Here is a 16,101-nt window from a genome sequence, read left to right on the forward strand (position 1 = left end):
GCTCCGACCTCGATCGCGTGTTCGGCCGGCATGTCGATGCGCCCAGCGATTGTCCGGTTGTTCGCAGCACCGAGCAGATATGACGCTCTTATGCCAACTGAAGGCCACGCACATCCAAATAAGGCACGAGACAGGGTCCGAGCAACTAGATAATCAAGGAAATATGCCTGCGAAGATGCTTTCGAGGTCTCCGACGACACCCGCGGCGTCGACCCCATGTCGCGACTCGAAATCGTGCCGAGTCGTCACTTCCCGACAAAACGTCATCGCACTCGAAACCTTGTCGCCGTTGACTGCTGGTTGCGCACAGTAGGCCTCCAGGTCCCCGCGTCGAAGCACAAACACACCTTCGCTCGCCAAAGCCGAGATCAGGTCGTCACGTTTGTTTGCAATCCGCTCGGCCGGCGGGGTGCGAAGTACATCCGTCTTGCTGCGACTTTCTCCCTGCGCAAATAGCTCGGTCAAGGTGTCCTGCAGCGCAGCGACTGCATCATCATCCCGGTCTGCCTTCCACTCCTCAAACTGCTCCTGGGCGGCGACCCAAAGTTGAGCGGAATTACGCTTCTTCACGATGCCCTTTACTTTGTCACTCTTGACCGCATTCACTGCGGGAAGGTGCTTGGAGACATCATCCATCAATCTGGCATGCTGCTCGCGGAGCGTCACACTATCGGTGAGGTGGTTGAATCCGTCACTCAGTGAGTCCAGATCCGTTATGACGCGGACTTGAACGCCAAACTGCCCAAAAAATGAACGATAGCGCGAGATGCTCCCTTTACCTCCGGTTTTGATGAAACTGACATTGTGCTCGTCGTGATTCCAAGCAGGATTGAGTAGACCCGCGAGATGTGGGAAAGTGAAAGTGTCGCTATCCCCCTCGACGAGCACAACGGTTTTGGCGAAGAACGCTGCTTCGTTATTCTCGTACTGCACCATTTGATAAGCATCGCGGTCAGCGAGCTGCAGGTCCACCGGTAGTGCTTCAACGCCGGTTCCCGTCTTAGTTAGCTTGGCGAACCCGTCAGTGCTCGGGCCGAAGAATCCGGCCGAGTGTGTCGTGACCAGCACCTGGTGCGCCAGCGCGAACGTGGCCAGAGTGCTCATGAGTTGACGCTGCGCACGAGGATGCAGGAAAAGTTCCGGCTCCTCAAAAAGGAGAACGCAGGGATGGGCCGGATTCGAACTACCGGGTTCGGATAGACCACCTGCCCGAAGTGCGGTGTACGCACGCAAGATCGCAAATAGCACTGTGCGCTTAAGCCCATCTCCCTTGCTCACCAGCAACCCGTCATGGCCGTCGTTTACTCGCAACTCGGCCCCGCCCAAAATAGTCGATAGCGCCGGCGCTGGCACATTCATGGTCAGTTCAACGTCGGGAAAACTTTCCCGAACAAATTGCTGAATGGTTGACTCGATAGCCCTTACCGCGTCGAGTCGTTCGTCTACCAGCGTGCCGTCGTCTGCGAGTATCCGGCTCAGTTTCTTTTGGACCTTCAGAAACTCCCTCGTGATGTCCTCGAACTGGTCTTCAACCTCTGTCAGGAGCAGACCTAGCAGCTTCGCAAATGTTGCAGTCCCCGAGGACCGCGCCTCAACTGAGGCGTCCTTCACGGCTTCAATGTAAATCACTTCAGGGAGAAGGGGCTTGATTGCCTGCCAGATACCAGTCTTGATCACCTGCGGGGTAGGTACGAGCTGCTCGGCCGGCAATGCATCAATCAACGCCTGGAAGGCATCCTTGACGTCGCTCGATTTTGGAGTTGTGTCGAGCATTTCGTCAAGCGCGGGAACTGCATGCACCGCGGCCGAGCGAAGATTAGCTCCACGCAAGTTCTTAATGACGTCACCAAACGTATCCAGCGACCACATTGGATCACTAGGGACCCAGGCTATATATCGGACTTCCGACGTCGAGTTGGGCTCCTGTCGGCGAATAAGAGTAAGGGAATCATCTTTGATCATCGCCCGCACACTGTCCCGATGCGCTTCGGCGACGCGTTGCAGATCGCCTTCGCTAATCTTGTCTATGGTCAAAGCCACCTGGACGGCGCCGTCTTTCTCACGGAAGTCGTCACTTGTTAGCTTGCCGCCCTCCAGCGCGAACTGAATAGCGTGCAGCAGAGTCGATTTGCCGGCGTTATTTTCCCCGATGATGCAGCCGAAACGAGTCAGTGGCAGCGTGGTATCAGTGTGCGCACGGAAGTTGTTAACCTGAATTTTTGCCAGCTGCACTGAGGCTCCTCGACTCATCGTCGAGCCATGTTGAGGTGGGCTCGAGTATGCCGAGTGTGCATCAAGCCGGTCGGATCTTGAAGTTGCCGCGCCGCTGACGTTCGTCGCTCACCGAGCACCGGCGCTGCCCGTAGTGGCGTTTTGGGGTTTACCTCAACGCCACGGCGTCGGAAGCACCGACGAGTATTGTTCTGGGCTACGTCACACCGCTTTCGCCACAGATGCGTGCAAGGATCCAGACCTGAAGCCACACGCACCCAGGCAGGATGCCTGCGTTAGCCGGGGCTCGGAGCTGGCGGCGGCCCCGTCGTGTCCCCCACCCGCAACTCCGACGTGAACGATGCCGGCTGCGGCTCCGCACCCTCGAGCATGGCCAGGGCGGCACGGGCGGCGGCCTGGCCCTTCTGCACGAACGGCTGCACCAGGGTGGTCAGGTGCCGGATCGGGGTGCGGTGGAGCAGGCTGTCGTCCACCGTGATGCCGTCGAAGCCGACGACGCTGACGTCCTCGGGGACACGAAGTCCGGCGTCGAGCGCGGCCGAGATCACCCCGACGGCGATCAGGTCGCTCTGCGCGATGACAGCGGTGGGGCGGGGGCCGTCCGGTGCGAAGAGCTCGGTGCCGGCGAGACGCCCCTCTTCCACCGAACTACCGGCGGTCTCGATCGCGACGGCCTCCGGGTAGACCTCCCGCACACCACGCAGGCGTTCGAGCGTGGTGAAGGCGATGCCCTCGTCCTGCCGAGCTGCGTCGATCGGGCCACGGCGGCGTGCGGCATCGAGGGGCAGGGTCACGACGGTCACGTCCCGGTGGCCGAGCCCCTGCAGGTACTCCGCAGCTCGGTGTGAGGCATCCCGGTTGTCGAGCTGGACGGGGACGGCACCCTCGATCTCGTCCGCCTCGATCGCGACGACGGGGATCTGCCGACGGCGCAGCACCGCGACGGCGGGGTCGATCCGGACGTTGCACCCGACGAGCACGACGGCGTCCATCGGGGCGTCGACCAGCGGGCCGGCACCCTGCTCGTCGTCGAGCGGACTCCGGACGAGCAGCAGTGAGGCACCGGCGGCACCGGCGACCTCGGCGATGCCGTCGAGCGTCAGGACGTTGACCGGGTCACGGAAGGCATCGCTCAGACGCTCGTCCATCACGACGCCGATGACGCCGGAACGACCGCGGCGCAGGGAACGGGCACGGGGATCGGGACCGCCGTAACCGAGGTCGGCGGCAGCGGCGAGCACGCGGGCCTTGGCGTCCTCGGACACCGGGCCGAGACCGCTGAACGCGAGCGAGGCCGTCGACGGCGCGACCCCGGCAGCACGGGCGACCGCGGCCAGCGTCGGGCGCGACGAACGGGTGACGCCGCCGCGGGAAGGCGACGCGCCGGGTCCTGTTGCCGGTTCGTCCATCGCCCGTTAGCGTAGCCGGAACGAGCAGTCGAATCGATTCGACAGTCACAAGACCAGCACCGACACGCACCAGAACGCGCAGCACCGAGCGCGCCGCAGCACGATGGGAACCACCATGACGACGCCGTCCACCCGCACCGTCCCGACCACCAAGGCCTGGATCATCGCGGTGTTCGTGGTGTTCACCCTGTCCGGGCTCGACATCGCGACGTGGCTGGGCCGGATCCCGAGCGTCCGCGACTCCCTGGGGGCGAGCACGTTCGAGATGGGCCTGCTCGTGCTCGGCATGGCCGTCGGCTCCATCGGCGGTCTGACCTTCGCCGGGCACATCGTCGCGAAGCTCGGTGCCCGTCGGGGCGTGCAGGTGGCTGCGGCGTGCCTGGCGGTCGGGATGATCTTCGCGGGGGTCGCGGTCACGCTCGGATGGGGCTTCGCCGCCATCTGGATCGCGCTCATCGCCTTCGGCTTCGGCAACGGCCTGTGCGACGTGTCGATGAACGTCTCCGGCGCCGCCGCCGAGAAGGCCGGCGGACGCACGATCATGCCGCTGTTCCACGCCGCGTTCAGCCTCGGCACGCTCGCCGGTGCAGGCCTCGGCGCCCTGGCCGAGAAGCTCGAGATCCCGGTGTCGTGGCACTTCATCGTGCTCGTCGTCATCACGAGCGCCGCCATGCTCGTCGCCGTCGCGAAGTTCCAGGACGAGCACCTCGTCGAGCAGCCGGTGTCGACCGACACCAGCCCGGTAGCGACGCCGCTCACCCGCTGGCAGGTCTGGGCACAGCCGTCCACGCTGCTCATCGGCGTGATCGTGCTCGGCATGGCGCTGGCCGAGGGATCCGCGAACGACTGGCTGCCCCTCGCGATGATCGACGGCCACGGGCTCGACAACGCCGGCGGCGCTGCCGTGCTGACGGTGTTCCTGGCCGCGATGACCGCCGGTCGCGTCGCCGGCAGCCCGCTGATCGACAAGTTCGGCCGCGTGCCGATCCTGCGCATCAGCGCCGCCGTCGCGGTGGTCGGCCTCGGCATGCTCATCTTCATCGACAACGTGCCGCTCGCGATCGTGGGCGTCGTGCTCTGGGGCCTCGGTGCCAGCCTCGGCTTCCCGATGGGCATGTCCGCCGCGGCCGACGACCCCCGCACCGCCGCCGCCAAGGTCAGCGCCGTCGCGACGATCGGCTACGTGGCGTTCCTGGCCGGACCGCCCCTGATCGGGTTCCTCGGCGAGGAGATCGGCCTGCTCGGCGCGCTGCTCATCGTCTTCGTGTTCATCATCGCGGCCGGCCTGGCCTCGGGTGCAGCGCGCGAGACCGGTGCCGCCGCCCGGCCCGCCCGCGGGACCGACAAGACGAGCGGGACCACGAAGCGCGAGACCGAGAAGGCCAGCCAGACCGACAAGACGAGCGAGTCCAGCCGCAGCTGACGCAGCGAGCCCTCAGCCGCCGTCGCCCGCCCGCGCCCGCGTCGCCAGGTGCAGGGCGAGGCGGGTCTCCGGGTCGGACAGGTCCACCCCCAGCAGCCGCTCCACCCGCGCGATGCGGTCGGACACCGTGTTCCGGTGGACCCCGAGCACCGCGGCGGTCTCGGCGATCGACGACTCCGCGTCCAGGTACGCGGCGAGCGTCGTCAGGAGCGCACCACCGCCGCGTTCGAGCGGTGCGAGCAACTGCCGCGAGGCCGGCAGGAACGTGTCCGTCTGCGTCCACGCGAGCAGCAGCTGCGCGAGCCCGAGCCGGTCGACGTGCACGAAGTGCCCCGACTCCGGACGGCTGGCGGCCAGACGGGCGGCGTCGCCGGCCTCGCCGAGCGTCCGGACCAGCCCGGCAGGGCCCGCCTGCAGACTGCCGACGCCCACGTTGGTCTCCACGGTGGTGCGGAGCGTGTTCTGCGCGCGCCGCAGCCGACCCGCGATGTCGGCCACTGCCTCCCGGCCGGGCTCGTCGGGTTCCGACAGCCACAGCACCCAGCCGTCCGCCTGTTCGACGACGACCGCGTCGAGTCCCTCGGCCCGCACCGCGGCGTCGACCTGCTGGCGGAGCGCGACCAGGTCGACGCCCTGCCGCGCGACCACGCGCGCACCGACGTGCCAGGCGTCGAGCCGCCACCCTGCGGCGATGGTCCGCTGCACGAGCTGCGGGGCGGGTGCCCCGTCGGCCGCGCGGAGCTCGTCGAGCATCGCCATCCGGTAGCGGGCGTCGCGCTCGTCGTCGAGCCGGGTGAGCAGCAGCCGGTGCCCGACGGCGACGGCGGCCACCTGCAGGGCACTCGCGACCACCTGCTGTTCGGCGGCGATCGGGACGGGCAGGCCGACGGCCAGCCAGGCGCGCGGTCCGATGCCGGTGCCGACCGGGATCGCCACGAGCGTCTCGTCGACGCCCTCGGCGGTCAGCACGTCGCTGGTGCCGGCGCGGCGGACGAGCACCGCGCGGGCCGCGTCGTCGACGGCGGCTCCGCGGAGTGCCAGGCCCGAGGCGTCGAGGAACCGCACCGGGTGGCCGAGCGAGCGGTCGAGCCGGGCGAACAGGTCGTCGAGTTCGGGGCCGGCGTCGAGCGCGACGCGGGAGGCGTCGAGGGCTGCCCGGGCCGCCGGACCCATCCCGGTGCCGATGAGTTCGTGCAGGCGGACCGAGGTCGCCCACGGGTCCGGGGTGGCGAGCACGGCGACGCCGAGCCGGTCGGCGAGCGTGGTGGTGCCGGGGCCGAGTTCCAGTGCCGCGTCGACGACGAGCAGGGTGGTGCCGGCCGCGGACGCCCGGCGCAGCAGCACGTCGAAGCGCGCGTCCGCGCGGTCGACGGGGGTGAGCAGCACGACGACGTCGTCGCCCTGCGACAGGGACCGGCCGACCTGGTCGGGGGTCCCCACCACCCCGCCGACGCTCCGGACCGCCGTGCTGCCGGCGCCGACGAGCAGGCGGGTGCCGGGCGGCAGGAGCGGGAGCAGGTCGCCGACGGCGTTCACGCGAGCACCTGGCCCACGGCCTCGGGCACGACGTCCGCGTCGATGCCGAACGCCCGCGGCCCCATGCGCGCGGTGCGGTCGGGGTCCGCCCACCACCACGGCGCCGACGGCAGCACGAGCACCGCGAGCTCGTTGCCGACCCGCGTGCGGTCGGTCGCCACCGGCGCGAGCGACCGTGCGTCGACGACGGTGATGACGCTCGGCGTGCTGGCGACCGGCAGGCCGTCGACCAGGCAGTGCACGTACTCGCTGCCCGCCTCGACCCGGGCGACCGCACCGGTGCCGGCGTCGCGGATGGCCAGGCTGCTGCGCACGAACGCGAGCGCGTCCCCCTCGCGCTGCACGTCGATGACCCGGCCCTGGGCGACGACCCGGCCGCCGATGAGCGCGGCGAGTTCCGCCGCGTCGCGTGCGCCGCCCGCTGCGCGTCCGATCCGGAGCGCGCGCTGCACGCTGCCGACGACGGCCCTCTCGCGCAGCAGTGCCACCGGGACCGGGCCGATCGCGAAGGCCGCCCAGCCGCCGCTGTGCGAGACGGCCTCGCGCCAGACGGTCTCGACGTCGTGGGGGTGCCGGGCGTCGACGACGATCCGCAGACCGCTCGTGGTCGCCGCCGCTGCCGTGACCGTCGTGGTCGGGCCGACGAAGACCGACAGCTGGTCGATGCGCGGGACCGCGCGGCCGACCAGGTCCGCGTCGACGAGCGGCAGTCCGGCGGCGTGGGCGGTGAGGGCCGCAGCCGGTCCGGTCACGCCGCCGATCTGCGCGGCGACGACGGCGTCGGCGCGGACGCCCGTCCAGCGTTCGACCGCCGCGAGCGCGGCCGGCAGCTCCTCGCCGCTCGGCATCTTCTCCTCGAGCACGGTCGTCGACCCGATCAGCCCGACGGCCACCACCGAGCCGAGCGCGGGGTCGTCGAGGTCGACGACCGGCACGCTGCGGTCGCCGAGCGCGAATCGCAGCGCGCTGACCATGTGGTCGACGCGGCCGCCACCGCCGCAGCCGAGCAGGGCGGTGCCGCGTCCGAAGACGGTCGCGTCGTCGGCCTGGAGGCCCGCCACACCGCCGCCCCGCCGCTCACCCTGGTCCATGGGTCCATTCTGCTGCCGTGGCCGGGGCCCGGGGTCGGGTGCGTGGGCCGGGCGCCGGGGCCGGCGCGCGGCCGTTCGTCAGCCGACCGCCGGGGCGGCCGGTCGGACGTGCTCGTGCAGGTCCTCGACCGGGACGAACGGCTCGTCGAGCCCGAAGCACGACGGCCCGAACACGGCGAGCGCCTCCGGGGTCCGCATCAGGTCGGGAGTCGAGATGCCGATCACCCGGACGCGCTGCCCGAACCGCAGGCGCTCGGTGGTGATCGGCTCGGCGGTCTCGGCGTCGAGGACGCAGATCAGGTCGGGCACGACGGCGACGAGCTGCCCGTCACGCCGGGCGACGAGGTTCTCGTTCTGGAACCGGAGTTCGAGCTCGGAACCGTCGGTGCCCTGCACGGTGGCACGACCGCGGGCGAACCCGTCGACCGTGCGGCGCTCGACATCGACGACCTTGCCGTCGAACAGCTCGCGCAGGTGCGTGTAGATCGTCGTGCCGAGGGCCTCGGCGAGCGCGTCGATGGGGTCACGGTGGGCTTCGCGGGCAACTCGGATGGCCCGACCGACGGCGAGTGCCAGGGAGAGCGTGCGCGGGACGGCCGTCTCCTGCACCTGGCGGCCGGACATCGCGTACTCGGCGATGTAGGCGACGCCGCCGAGCCGGATGGTGACCCCGCGGGCGAGCCACTCCATCTTCTTGTTGTCCGTGCCGGTCTCGATGATGACGCCGTGGCCGTTCTCGTCGCTGATCGCCAGCGGACTGCCGGGGACGCCGTAGACCGAGAACGTTTCCATCTGCAGCTCGGGGAACGCGCGGCCCATGCCGTCCGCGTCGACGACGGGCAGGCCGCCGGTGGCACCGACGAGCAGCGGGATCATCGAGTTGATGCCGCCGCACTCGATGGGCATCGTCGCGGTCGCCGTCCGGCCCAGGTGGGCTTCGAGCCGACGGAGGGCGCCGAGGGGTTCCGGTCCGGCGGGGATGCGTTCGAGCACCACGGTCGGTGCGCCCATCTGCGCCGTGGGGATGACGAGGGCGTCGTCGGGCACCTCGGACGGGTCGAGGATCGTGACGGGGCCGTGCTGTTCGATCGCGGCACGGACCAGGAGCATCCCGATGGTCGGGTCGCCCCCGCCGCCGGTGCCGAGCAGCGCGGCGCCGCGGGCCAGGTCGGGCAGGTCGTCGACGTCGAGGATCCAGCTCATCGGTGCGCTCCCGTGTTCGTCTCGCCCGCGCTCGTGGTGCCGTCGTGGCGGACCGCGGGGGTGTCGTAGCCGAAGTACCGCGGGCCGGCCAGGCGCAGGCCCTCCGGGGAGTGCCAGCGCTCGTCGGCCGGTGCCGTGACGATCCGGATGCGGGCGCCGAAGCGCAGGGCCTCGGTGGTGATCGGCTCGCCGGTCTCGGCGTCCAGGGTGATGATGAGGTCGGGAGCCGTGGTGCGGACCTGGCCGGCCACCTCGACCAGCAGGTGCTCGTTCTGGAACCGGAGCACCGCCTCCAGGCCGGTGTCGCTGCCGGAACCGGCGATGCTGGCCGTGCCACGGGCGAACCCGGTGACGGTCTTGCGCTCGATGTCGGCGACCTTGCCCTCGAACACGACCGTGCCGCCGAGCACCTCGGTCACCGCCGTGACGGGGTCGGCGTTCTCGCTGCGTGCGCGGACCAGCGTCTCGCCGAGCCGGACGCTCAGCGACAGGCTGCCGCGGACGAACGACTCCTTCACCTGCGCGCCGGACATGGCGTACTGCGCCGTGATCGCGGAGCAGCCCATCTCGACCGTCGCCGTGCGGGCGAGCCGTTCCGCCCACCGGTTGTCGACCGTGTCGAAGACGACGGTGTTGCCCTTCTCGTCGGCCAGGGCCATCGGTGTCGCGCTGACCCCGGACAGGGTCGGCAGCACCATCTGCACCTCGGGGAACGCGCGGCCCATGCCGTCTCCGTCGACCAGGGGCAGGCCGAGCTCGGCCGCGGCGACGATCGGGGTCGTCGAGTTCACGCCGCCGACCTCGATGCAGGCCAGGTGGGTCGGGGTCACGTTGAGGAACGCCGACAGGCTGCGGATGGCCTCGGCGAACTGGCCGGCGGACGGCAGCTTCTCCACCATCACGGTGGGTGCGCCGATCATCGCGACCGAGAGCACCACGGCGTCGTCGGGCAGGTCCTCGACCTGGACGATCTCGACCGGGCCGTGGGCGCGGACGGCGGCCTCGGCGAGCAGGCGACCGATGTAGGGGTCACCGCCGCCGCCGGTGCCGAGGATCGCGGCGCCGCGGGCGAGGGCGGAGCAGTCGGCGCCGATGGCGGTGAGGAGGGGTGCTGTGGTCGTGGCGCTCATCGGACCAGCGCCCCGAGTGCCAGGTCACCGACGGCCTTGGCGCGGATCCGCGTCGCGTTGCCCGGCAGGTACGGGATCGGGACCTCGTCGAAGTCGACGATGTCCACCGAGCCGGGGTCGGCGCCGGCCGCGATGGCACGGTCGACGGCCTCTTGCCGGGCCTCGTCGACCACGGCGGACCGGCGGCCGTCGCTGATCGCGTAGACCTTGTCGACCTCGCCGCTGACCTGCGCGATCGCCGCACCGATGGCGTTGGCCACCGAGTAGTGCTCCGGGCGGTGCACGGTGCCGAGTCCGGGCAGGGTGTCCGGCAGCAGCACCGAGCCGCCGCCGACCGCCACGACGGGCAGTGGGTCGGACGAGGTGCGCATCCGCTCGACGATGTCGGCGACGCGCTCCGCGATGACGTCGAGCGCGCGGGCGGCGACCTCGGCGGGCACCCCGGCGACGAGCGACGGGTCCCCGATCGCGCCACGGCCACCGCGGACGGCCACGTCGGTGGCGGTCAGGGTTGTGCCGCCGAAGACCAGGCCCTCCTCGGTCAGGCGGTACCCGACGGAGTCCGGGCCGACGACGCTGCCGTCCTCGCGGATGCGGGAGCCGCCGCCGATGCCGACGGACAGGACGTCGGGCATCCGGAAGTTCGTGCGGATGCCGGCGACGGCGACCTCGCCCGTGGCCTCACGCGGGAAGCCCGCGGTCAGGACGCCGACGTCGCTCGTCGTGCCGCCGACGTCGACGACCGCGCAGGTGTCGAAGCCGGACAGCACCGCTGCGCCGCGCATCGAGTTGGTCGGGCCCGAGGCGAACGTCGCGACCGGGTAGCGGCGGGCGTACTCGACGTCCATCAGCGTGCCGTCGTTCTGGCTCAGGAAGAGCGGTGCGTCGATGCCGCTGCCCGTGACCGACCCGGACAGGCCGTCGACGATGCGGTCGGCGAGCTCGCGGAGCGCCGCGTTGATGATCGTCGCGTTCTCGCGCTCGAGCAGGCCGATGCGACCGATCTCGGACGACAGCGAGAACGCCACGTCCGGCCCGAGCTCGGCGGCCATGATCTCCTGCGCGCGCTGCTCGAACTCGTCGTTGATCGGGGAGAACACCGACGAGATCGCGACGGAGCGGATGCCCGCGGCGGCGATGGCCCCGGCGTGCCGCTTCAGTTCCTCGGGGTCGAGCTCGGAGATGACGCGGCCGTCGAACTCGTGGCCGCCGTGGGCCAGGAACGGCTGCGCGTGCACGGCCGACACCAGGTGCCCGGGCCAGTCCGTGAACGGGGGCAGCGACGCCGTCGCCGGCAGACCCAGGCGGACCGCGGCGGTGGGGGCGAGGCCGCGTGCCTCGACCAGGGCGTTGATGAAGTGGGTGGTGCCGATCATCACGCCGTCGATGTCCGTGGGGCCGAAGGCGTGCTGTTCGCGCAGGCCGTCGAGCGCGGCGACGATGCCCGAGGTGACGTCAGGGGTGGTGGACCGCTTGACCGCCGCACGGACGGTGCTGCCGTCCATCAGGACGGCGTCCGTGTTGGTGCCGCCGACGTCGATGCCGATGCGCATGGGGGGTTCCCTTCGGTGGTGCGGGTGCGGGTGCGGTGGTGCGGGTACGGGGTGTTCGCGGGGTCTTCGCGGGGGGGGTGCTGGTTCGTGGAGTGGGGACCGGCCGCGCCGTCGCGCGGATCAGGGGTGCGGCGACGCGACCGGCCGTTCGGGGAGCGCCCGGGTCAGGCGGCGGGGGTGGCCGGTGCTTCGGCGACCGGGGCCTCGGTGGCAGCTGGCGCGGCCTCGGTCCGACTGACCCCGACGCCGCGGATCAGCCCGACCTTGCCGGCGACCACGTAGAGCACGAAGGCGATGACCACGGAGTTGATCGACGGGATGCCGACGGCGACGAAGTACCCGATGAGCGAGGCGACCGCCCAGATGACCAGGGTGGCCGGCACCCAGGTGGGCGAGGTCGCCGGGATGTTCTCGGCGTCGCTCAACTCGCGGCGCCAGCGCTTCACGACGAAGTACTCCGCCACCATGATCCCGGCGATCGGCGGGAAGACGACCCCGAGCACGGAAAGGAACGGTGTGAGGGCCCCGAGGAACCCGACCGCGGCGAGCACCGAGCCGACGACGCCCATCACGAGCGTCACGAGCCCGCGGTTCACCTGCTTGCCGAACACCGCGTCGATGAAGTTCGTGACGCCGAGGCTCGAGCTGTAGATGTTCCAGTCGTTGATCTTGAAGGTGCCGAGCAGGATCACGAGGATGCCGACCCAGCCGACGCTCGACGTGATCACGCGGGTGATGTCCGCGGATCCGACGGCGTGGGCGAGCAGGACACCGGCCAGGCCGATGACGTACTCGCCGAGCGTCACGCCGAGCAGCGTCTGCTTCACGACGTCGCCGACCGAGCGGTTGAAGCGGGTCATGTCCGGCGTGATCACCGCACCGACGATGAACCCGCCCGCCACCAGGGTGGTGCCGGCCACGAAGCTCAGCTCCGGACCAGCCGGGGCACGCGCGGCGAGCTCGGCGATCGAGTGCCGGCTCAGCTCGACGATGACCGCCCAGCCGACGAGCACCAGGAACAGCGGCACGGTCACGTTCGCCAGCCACTGCATCGAGTGGAACCCGCGCAGGACGATCGCGGTGACGAGCAGCCCGAACACGAGCGACCACGCCCAGGCGGGCAGGATCGGCAGGATCGAGACGAGGCCGGCCGCCGAGACGCCCGACTGGATGCCGAACCAGCCGATCAGGCTCAGCCCGATCGCCAGCCCGACCAGCGCCGAGCCGGCCTTGCCGAACCCGGTCCAGCGGGCGATGACCGAGGTGTTCAGGCCCTCCTTGACGCCGATGACGCCGACGAGGACCGAGACGATCTCCAGGATCACGGCTCCCAGGGTGATCGCCCAGAAGGCGTCCCAGAAGCTCATGCCGAAGCCGAGCGTCGCACCGAGCAGGAACTGGGACAGGGCCGAGATCTGCCCGAAGCGCTGCACGGCGACCTGGAACCAGCCGTAGCGCGCGGACATCGGGACTCGGCTGAGCGAGTAGTCGTCGACGGCGACCGACTCGGAACGGGGGGTTCGTGGTGCTGACACTGCTGTCTCGCTGGCCATCGTGGCTCCTCGGGGAGGGGTGTCGGCGTGGGCCGATCGGGGTGTCAGCCACGGTAGGACGGCATCGGATTGCGGTACATGTGCAGAACGTCGTTACGGGCATGTGAATCCGTGCGCGCTGCACAGGCCGCGCGCCTCGTCCGGCCGATCACACGACGCCGGTTAGGCTTCCGGGGTGCGTCTCGTCATCGCCCGGTGCTCCGTCGACTACGCGGGCCGGCTCTCAGCCCACCTGCCGCTCGCGACCCGCCTGCTCATGCTCAAGGCGGACGGTTCCCTGCTCGTGCACTCCGACGGCGGCAGCTACAAGCCGCTGAACTGGATGAGCCCGCCCTGCTCGATCGAGATCACCGAGCCGGACGAGGAGCAGTCGGTCGCCGGCATCACGCAGGTGTGGACGGTGACGCAGAAGAAGACGCAGGACAAGCTCATCGTCTCCCTGTACGAGGTGGTGTCCGACGAGACCCACGACCTGGGCGTCGACCCGGGCCTGGTGAAGGACGGGGTCGAGGCGCACCTGCAACAGCTCCTGGCCGAGCAGATCGAGCTCCTCGGTGACGGCCACACCCTGGTCCGCCGCGAGTACATGACGGCGATCGGGCCGGTCGACATCCTGGCCCGCGACGACGCGGGAGCGAGCGTCGCGGTCGAGATGAAGCGCAACGCCAACATCGACGCGGTCGAGCAGCTCACCCGGTACCTCGAGCTCATGAACCGCGATCCGCACCTGCGCCCGGTGCAGGGCGTGCTCGCCGCGCAGACGGTGGCACCGCAGGCACGCACCCTCGCCGAGGACCGCGGTATCCGCGTCCTCGTGCTCGACTACGACGCGATGCGCGGCATCGAGGGCGGGCACACCCGCCTGTTCTGACCCGCGTCGGGCCGTCCGGCCTGGAGGCACGGCGCACCCCCGCCCCGCCGCCGACGGATCCCGGATGGTCGCCGCCACGGCCCGGCTAGGGTGGGCAGGACATGACCAGCCCGTTCTCCGCCATCCTGTTCGACCTCGACGGCACCATCAGCGACTCCGCGCCGGGCATCCTCGAGAGCCTGACGCACACCTTCCGCACCGTCGGCGTCCCGGTGCCGGACCGCGACACCCTGATGTCGTTCGTGGGTCCGCCGATCATGGACACGTTCCGGATCGCGATGGGCATGGACGACGAACTGGCCGACCGCACCCTCGCCGTCTACCGCGAGCACTACTTCTCGCACGGGGCGCTCGACTCCGCGATGTTCCCGGACATCGACGTCGTGTTGCGCACCCTGCACCAGGCGGGGCTGCCGATCTCGACGGCGACGAGCAAGCCGGAGACCCCGGCGACCTACATCCTCGAGCACTACGGGCTCACCGGGGACATCGACATCATCACGGGCGCGAGCGACGACGAGGTGCGGTCGAGCAAGGCCGACGTCGTCGAAGAGGCACTGCGACGCCTCGAGGCCCACGGCTTCGACACCAGCCGCCCGGTGCTGATCGGCGACCGGAAGCACGACGTCGAGGGCGCGACCGTGCACGGCGTCCCGGTCGTCTTCGCCGAGTGGGGTTACGGCTCCCCCGACGAGGCCGAGGGCACCATCGCCCGCGCCGCCACCCCGCTCGACCTGCTGCCGATCCTGCTGCCGTCCGCGACGCCGTCCGCATGAGCGACGACGTCGTCCGGCGGGGCCTCCGCGGTGCCGCCTGGCTGCTGCCGGCGGCCATCGTCCTGATCGCCCTGAACTTCCGCGGCCCGATCGTCGCGACCGCCCCGGTCATCGGGGACGTCCGCGCCGACCTCGGCCTGACCGCGACGATCGCCGGGCTGCTGACGACGATCCCGGTGCTGTGCTTCGCCCTCGCGACGCCGTTCGCCAGCTGGGTCATCGCGAAGGCCGACCCCGAGCGCGCCGTGTCCCTGTCGCTCGTCATCGTGCTCGCCGGCACCGTCGTGCGCTCGATGCCCTCGTCGGCGGCGCTGCTGATCGGCACCGCGGTCATCGGCATCGGCATCACGATCGGCAACGTGGTGATCCCGGTGGTCATCCGGCGGGACACCTCGCCGGAACGCGTCGGCCTGGTCACCGGCGTCTACACGTCGGCGCTCAACGTCGGGTCGATGATCACGTCGCTCGGCACCGCTCCCCTGGCCGCCCTGTGGGGGTGGCCGGTCGCCATCGCGATCTGGGCGGTCTTCGCACTCATCGCCGCCGCGGCCTGGACCTACACGGTCGGTGCTCGCGCCGCCTGGCGACGCCCGCTGCCGTCCGAGCGGGACGAACCGCTGCCCGTCACCGGTCCGATCGACCAGGTGCTCGACACCGGGGCGATCCGGACCGCCCGTGCCGCCGAGGCCGCACGGGTCGCCGCCGCCGAGCCCATCCGACCGGCACGACGGCTCATCACCTGGGGGCTGACGCTCGCGTTCGGTGGCCAGGCGTTCTCGTACTACGCCCTCACCGCGTGGATCCCGACGCTGCTGCACGACGAGATCGGCTTCTCGAAGGCGTCGTCGGGCGCGAGCTCGTCGGTGTTCCAGATCCTGGCCGTCGTCGGGGCGCTCGGTGTCCCGCTGCTCGCGACCCGGTGGCGTCCGGCGGCGATCATCGCCCTGGTCGGCACCCTGTGGCTGGCGATGCCGCTCGGGCTGCTGTTCGCCCCGCAGCTCTGGTTGCTGTGGTCGGTGCTCGGCGGTGCAGCCCAGGGCGGCGGCATCACCGTGATCTTCATCGTCATCGTGCGGATCGTCTCGACCGACGCCGACGCCCGCCGGATGTCCGCGTTCGTGCAGGGCGGCGGGTACCTGCTCGGGTCGGCCGGGCCGCTCGTCGCCGGTGCCCTGCACGGTGCGACGGGGAACTGGACGGCACCGTTGCTCGTCGTGCTCGTCGCGGTGTTCACCCTCGGTGTCGTCGGGACGTTCGCCGCGCGACGGGTGTCCTGACCCCCAACCCGAACGCCGGCTGAGACCCCGCTCCGGCTCGACCCCCG

12 protein-coding genes are annotated in these 16,101 nt (G+C 70.4%); 4 read left to right on the forward strand and 8 right to left on the reverse strand.

Annotated elements, in window-relative coordinates; all coding sequences use genetic code 11:
* Nucleotides 1–153: 153 nt before the first annotated feature.
* Both DEJ12_RS01240 and DEJ12_RS01245 read right to left on the reverse strand, forming a co-directional pair.
* The gene (locus DEJ12_RS01240) at nucleotides 154–2,232 is read right to left on the reverse strand and encodes an ATP-dependent endonuclease (protein WP_181433010.1); all 2,079 of its coding nucleotides are present in this window, start codon (nucleotides 2,230–2,232) and stop codon (nucleotides 154–156) included.
* Between the two features lie 275 nt (nucleotides 2,233–2,507).
* On the reverse strand, nucleotides 2,508–3,641 hold the full coding sequence (locus tag DEJ12_RS01245) for a substrate-binding domain-containing protein (RefSeq protein ID WP_111028771.1): 1,134 nt from the start codon (nucleotides 3,639–3,641) through the stop codon (nucleotides 2,508–2,510).
* Between the two features lie 115 nt (nucleotides 3,642–3,756).
* On the opposite strand from DEJ12_RS01245, the gene DEJ12_RS01250 reads away from it, so the two are divergent.
* On the forward strand, nucleotides 3,757–5,064 hold the full coding sequence (locus DEJ12_RS01250) for an MFS transporter (RefSeq protein ID WP_111028772.1): 1,308 nt from the start codon (nucleotides 3,757–3,759) through the stop codon (nucleotides 5,062–5,064).
* A gap of 12 nt (nucleotides 5,065–5,076) precedes the next feature.
* Here DEJ12_RS01250 and DEJ12_RS01255 read toward each other — a convergent pair whose 3' ends face one another.
* From DEJ12_RS01255 to DEJ12_RS01280, 6 genes are all read right to left on the reverse strand, one after another.
* Entirely contained in the window at nucleotides 5,077–6,600 is a 1,524-nt protein-coding gene (locus DEJ12_RS01255) for a CdaR family transcriptional regulator (protein ID WP_111028773.1), read from the reverse strand.
* The gene (locus DEJ12_RS01260; RefSeq protein ID WP_084740633.1) at nucleotides 6,597–7,691 is read right to left on the reverse strand and encodes a DUF917 domain-containing protein; all 1,095 of its coding nucleotides are present in this window, start codon (nucleotides 7,689–7,691) and stop codon (nucleotides 6,597–6,599) included. Before DEJ12_RS01260 ends, DEJ12_RS01255 begins: the two co-directional genes overlap by 4 nt.
* A 78-nt stretch (nucleotides 7,692–7,769) precedes the next feature.
* Nucleotides 7,770–8,894 (reverse strand): DUF917 domain-containing protein, encoded by a 1,125-nt coding sequence (locus DEJ12_RS01265; protein ID WP_071248827.1) that lies wholly within the window; start codon nucleotides 8,892–8,894, stop codon nucleotides 7,770–7,772.
* Complete coding sequence (locus tag DEJ12_RS01270) at nucleotides 8,891–10,024, reverse strand: DUF917 domain-containing protein (RefSeq protein ID WP_111028774.1); 1,134 nt, start codon at nucleotides 10,022–10,024, stop codon at nucleotides 8,891–8,893. The genes DEJ12_RS01265 and DEJ12_RS01270 overlap by 4 nt, the downstream gene beginning before the upstream one ends.
* Nucleotides 10,021–11,577 carry a hydantoinase/oxoprolinase N-terminal domain-containing protein gene (locus tag DEJ12_RS01275; RefSeq protein WP_111028775.1) on the reverse strand — a complete coding sequence of 519 codons (1,557 nt, stop codon included), beginning with the start codon at nucleotides 11,575–11,577 and terminating at the stop codon, nucleotides 10,021–10,023. The genes DEJ12_RS01270 and DEJ12_RS01275 overlap by 4 nt, the downstream gene beginning before the upstream one ends.
* Nucleotides 11,578–11,741: 164 nt before the next feature.
* Complete coding sequence (locus DEJ12_RS01280; RefSeq protein ID WP_111022444.1) at nucleotides 11,742–13,130, reverse strand: cytosine permease; 1,389 nt, start codon at nucleotides 13,128–13,130, stop codon at nucleotides 11,742–11,744.
* Nucleotides 13,131–13,305: 175 nt separating this feature from the next.
* On the opposite strand from DEJ12_RS01280, the gene nucS reads away from it, so the two are divergent.
* From nucS to DEJ12_RS01295, 3 genes are all read left to right on the forward strand, one after another.
* Nucleotides 13,306–14,001, forward strand: a complete 696-nt coding sequence (gene nucS, locus DEJ12_RS01285; RefSeq protein WP_017887754.1) for an endonuclease NucS — start codon at nucleotides 13,306–13,308, stop codon at nucleotides 13,999–14,001.
* Between the two features lie 101 nt (nucleotides 14,002–14,102).
* Nucleotides 14,103–14,777 (forward strand): HAD hydrolase-like protein, encoded by a 675-nt coding sequence (locus tag DEJ12_RS01290; RefSeq protein ID WP_017887755.1) that lies wholly within the window; start codon nucleotides 14,103–14,105, stop codon nucleotides 14,775–14,777.
* The gene (locus tag DEJ12_RS01295; RefSeq protein WP_111028776.1) at nucleotides 14,774–16,054 is read left to right on the forward strand and encodes a CynX/NimT family MFS transporter; all 1,281 of its coding nucleotides are present in this window, start codon (nucleotides 14,774–14,776) and stop codon (nucleotides 16,052–16,054) included. Before DEJ12_RS01290 ends, DEJ12_RS01295 begins: the two co-directional genes overlap by 4 nt.
* Nucleotides 16,055–16,101: the final 47 nt, after the last annotated feature.

The organism is Curtobacterium sp. MCLR17_059 (genome assembly GCF_003234665.1).
Taxonomy (GTDB): domain Bacteria; phylum Actinomycetota; class Actinomycetes; order Actinomycetales; family Microbacteriaceae; genus Curtobacterium; species Curtobacterium flaccumfaciens.

What these genes read in the sequence shown, in the direction of transcription:
- DEJ12_RS01245 (WP_111028771.1), bottom strand. Translation starts at nt 3,641, where the DNA reads ATGGACGAACCGGCAACAGGACCCGGCGCGTCGCCTTCCCGCGGCGGC.
- DEJ12_RS01250 (WP_111028772.1), top strand. Translation starts at nt 3,757, where the DNA reads ATGACGACGCCGTCCACCCGCACCGTCCCGACCACCAAGGCCTGGATC.
- DEJ12_RS01260 (WP_084740633.1), bottom strand. Translation starts at nt 7,691, where the DNA reads ATGGACCAGGGTGAGCGGCGGGGCGGCGGTGTGGCGGGCCTCCAGGCC.
- DEJ12_RS01265 (WP_071248827.1), bottom strand. Translation starts at nt 8,894, where the DNA reads ATGAGCTGGATCCTCGACGTCGACGACCTGCCCGACCTGGCCCGCGGC.
- DEJ12_RS01270 (WP_111028774.1), bottom strand. Translation starts at nt 10,024, where the DNA reads ATGAGCGCCACGACCACAGCACCCCTCCTCACCGCCATCGGCGCCGAC.
- DEJ12_RS01275 (WP_111028775.1), bottom strand. Translation starts at nt 11,577, where the DNA reads ATGCGCATCGGCATCGACGTCGGCGGCACCAACACGGACGCCGTCCTG.
- DEJ12_RS01280 (WP_111022444.1), bottom strand. Translation starts at nt 13,130, where the DNA reads ATGGCCAGCGAGACAGCAGTGTCAGCACCACGAACCCCCCGTTCCGAG.
- DEJ12_RS01290 (WP_017887755.1), top strand. Translation starts at nt 14,103, where the DNA reads ATGACCAGCCCGTTCTCCGCCATCCTGTTCGACCTCGACGGCACCATC.
- DEJ12_RS01295 (WP_111028776.1), top strand. Translation starts at nt 14,774, where the DNA reads ATGAGCGACGACGTCGTCCGGCGGGGCCTCCGCGGTGCCGCCTGGCTG.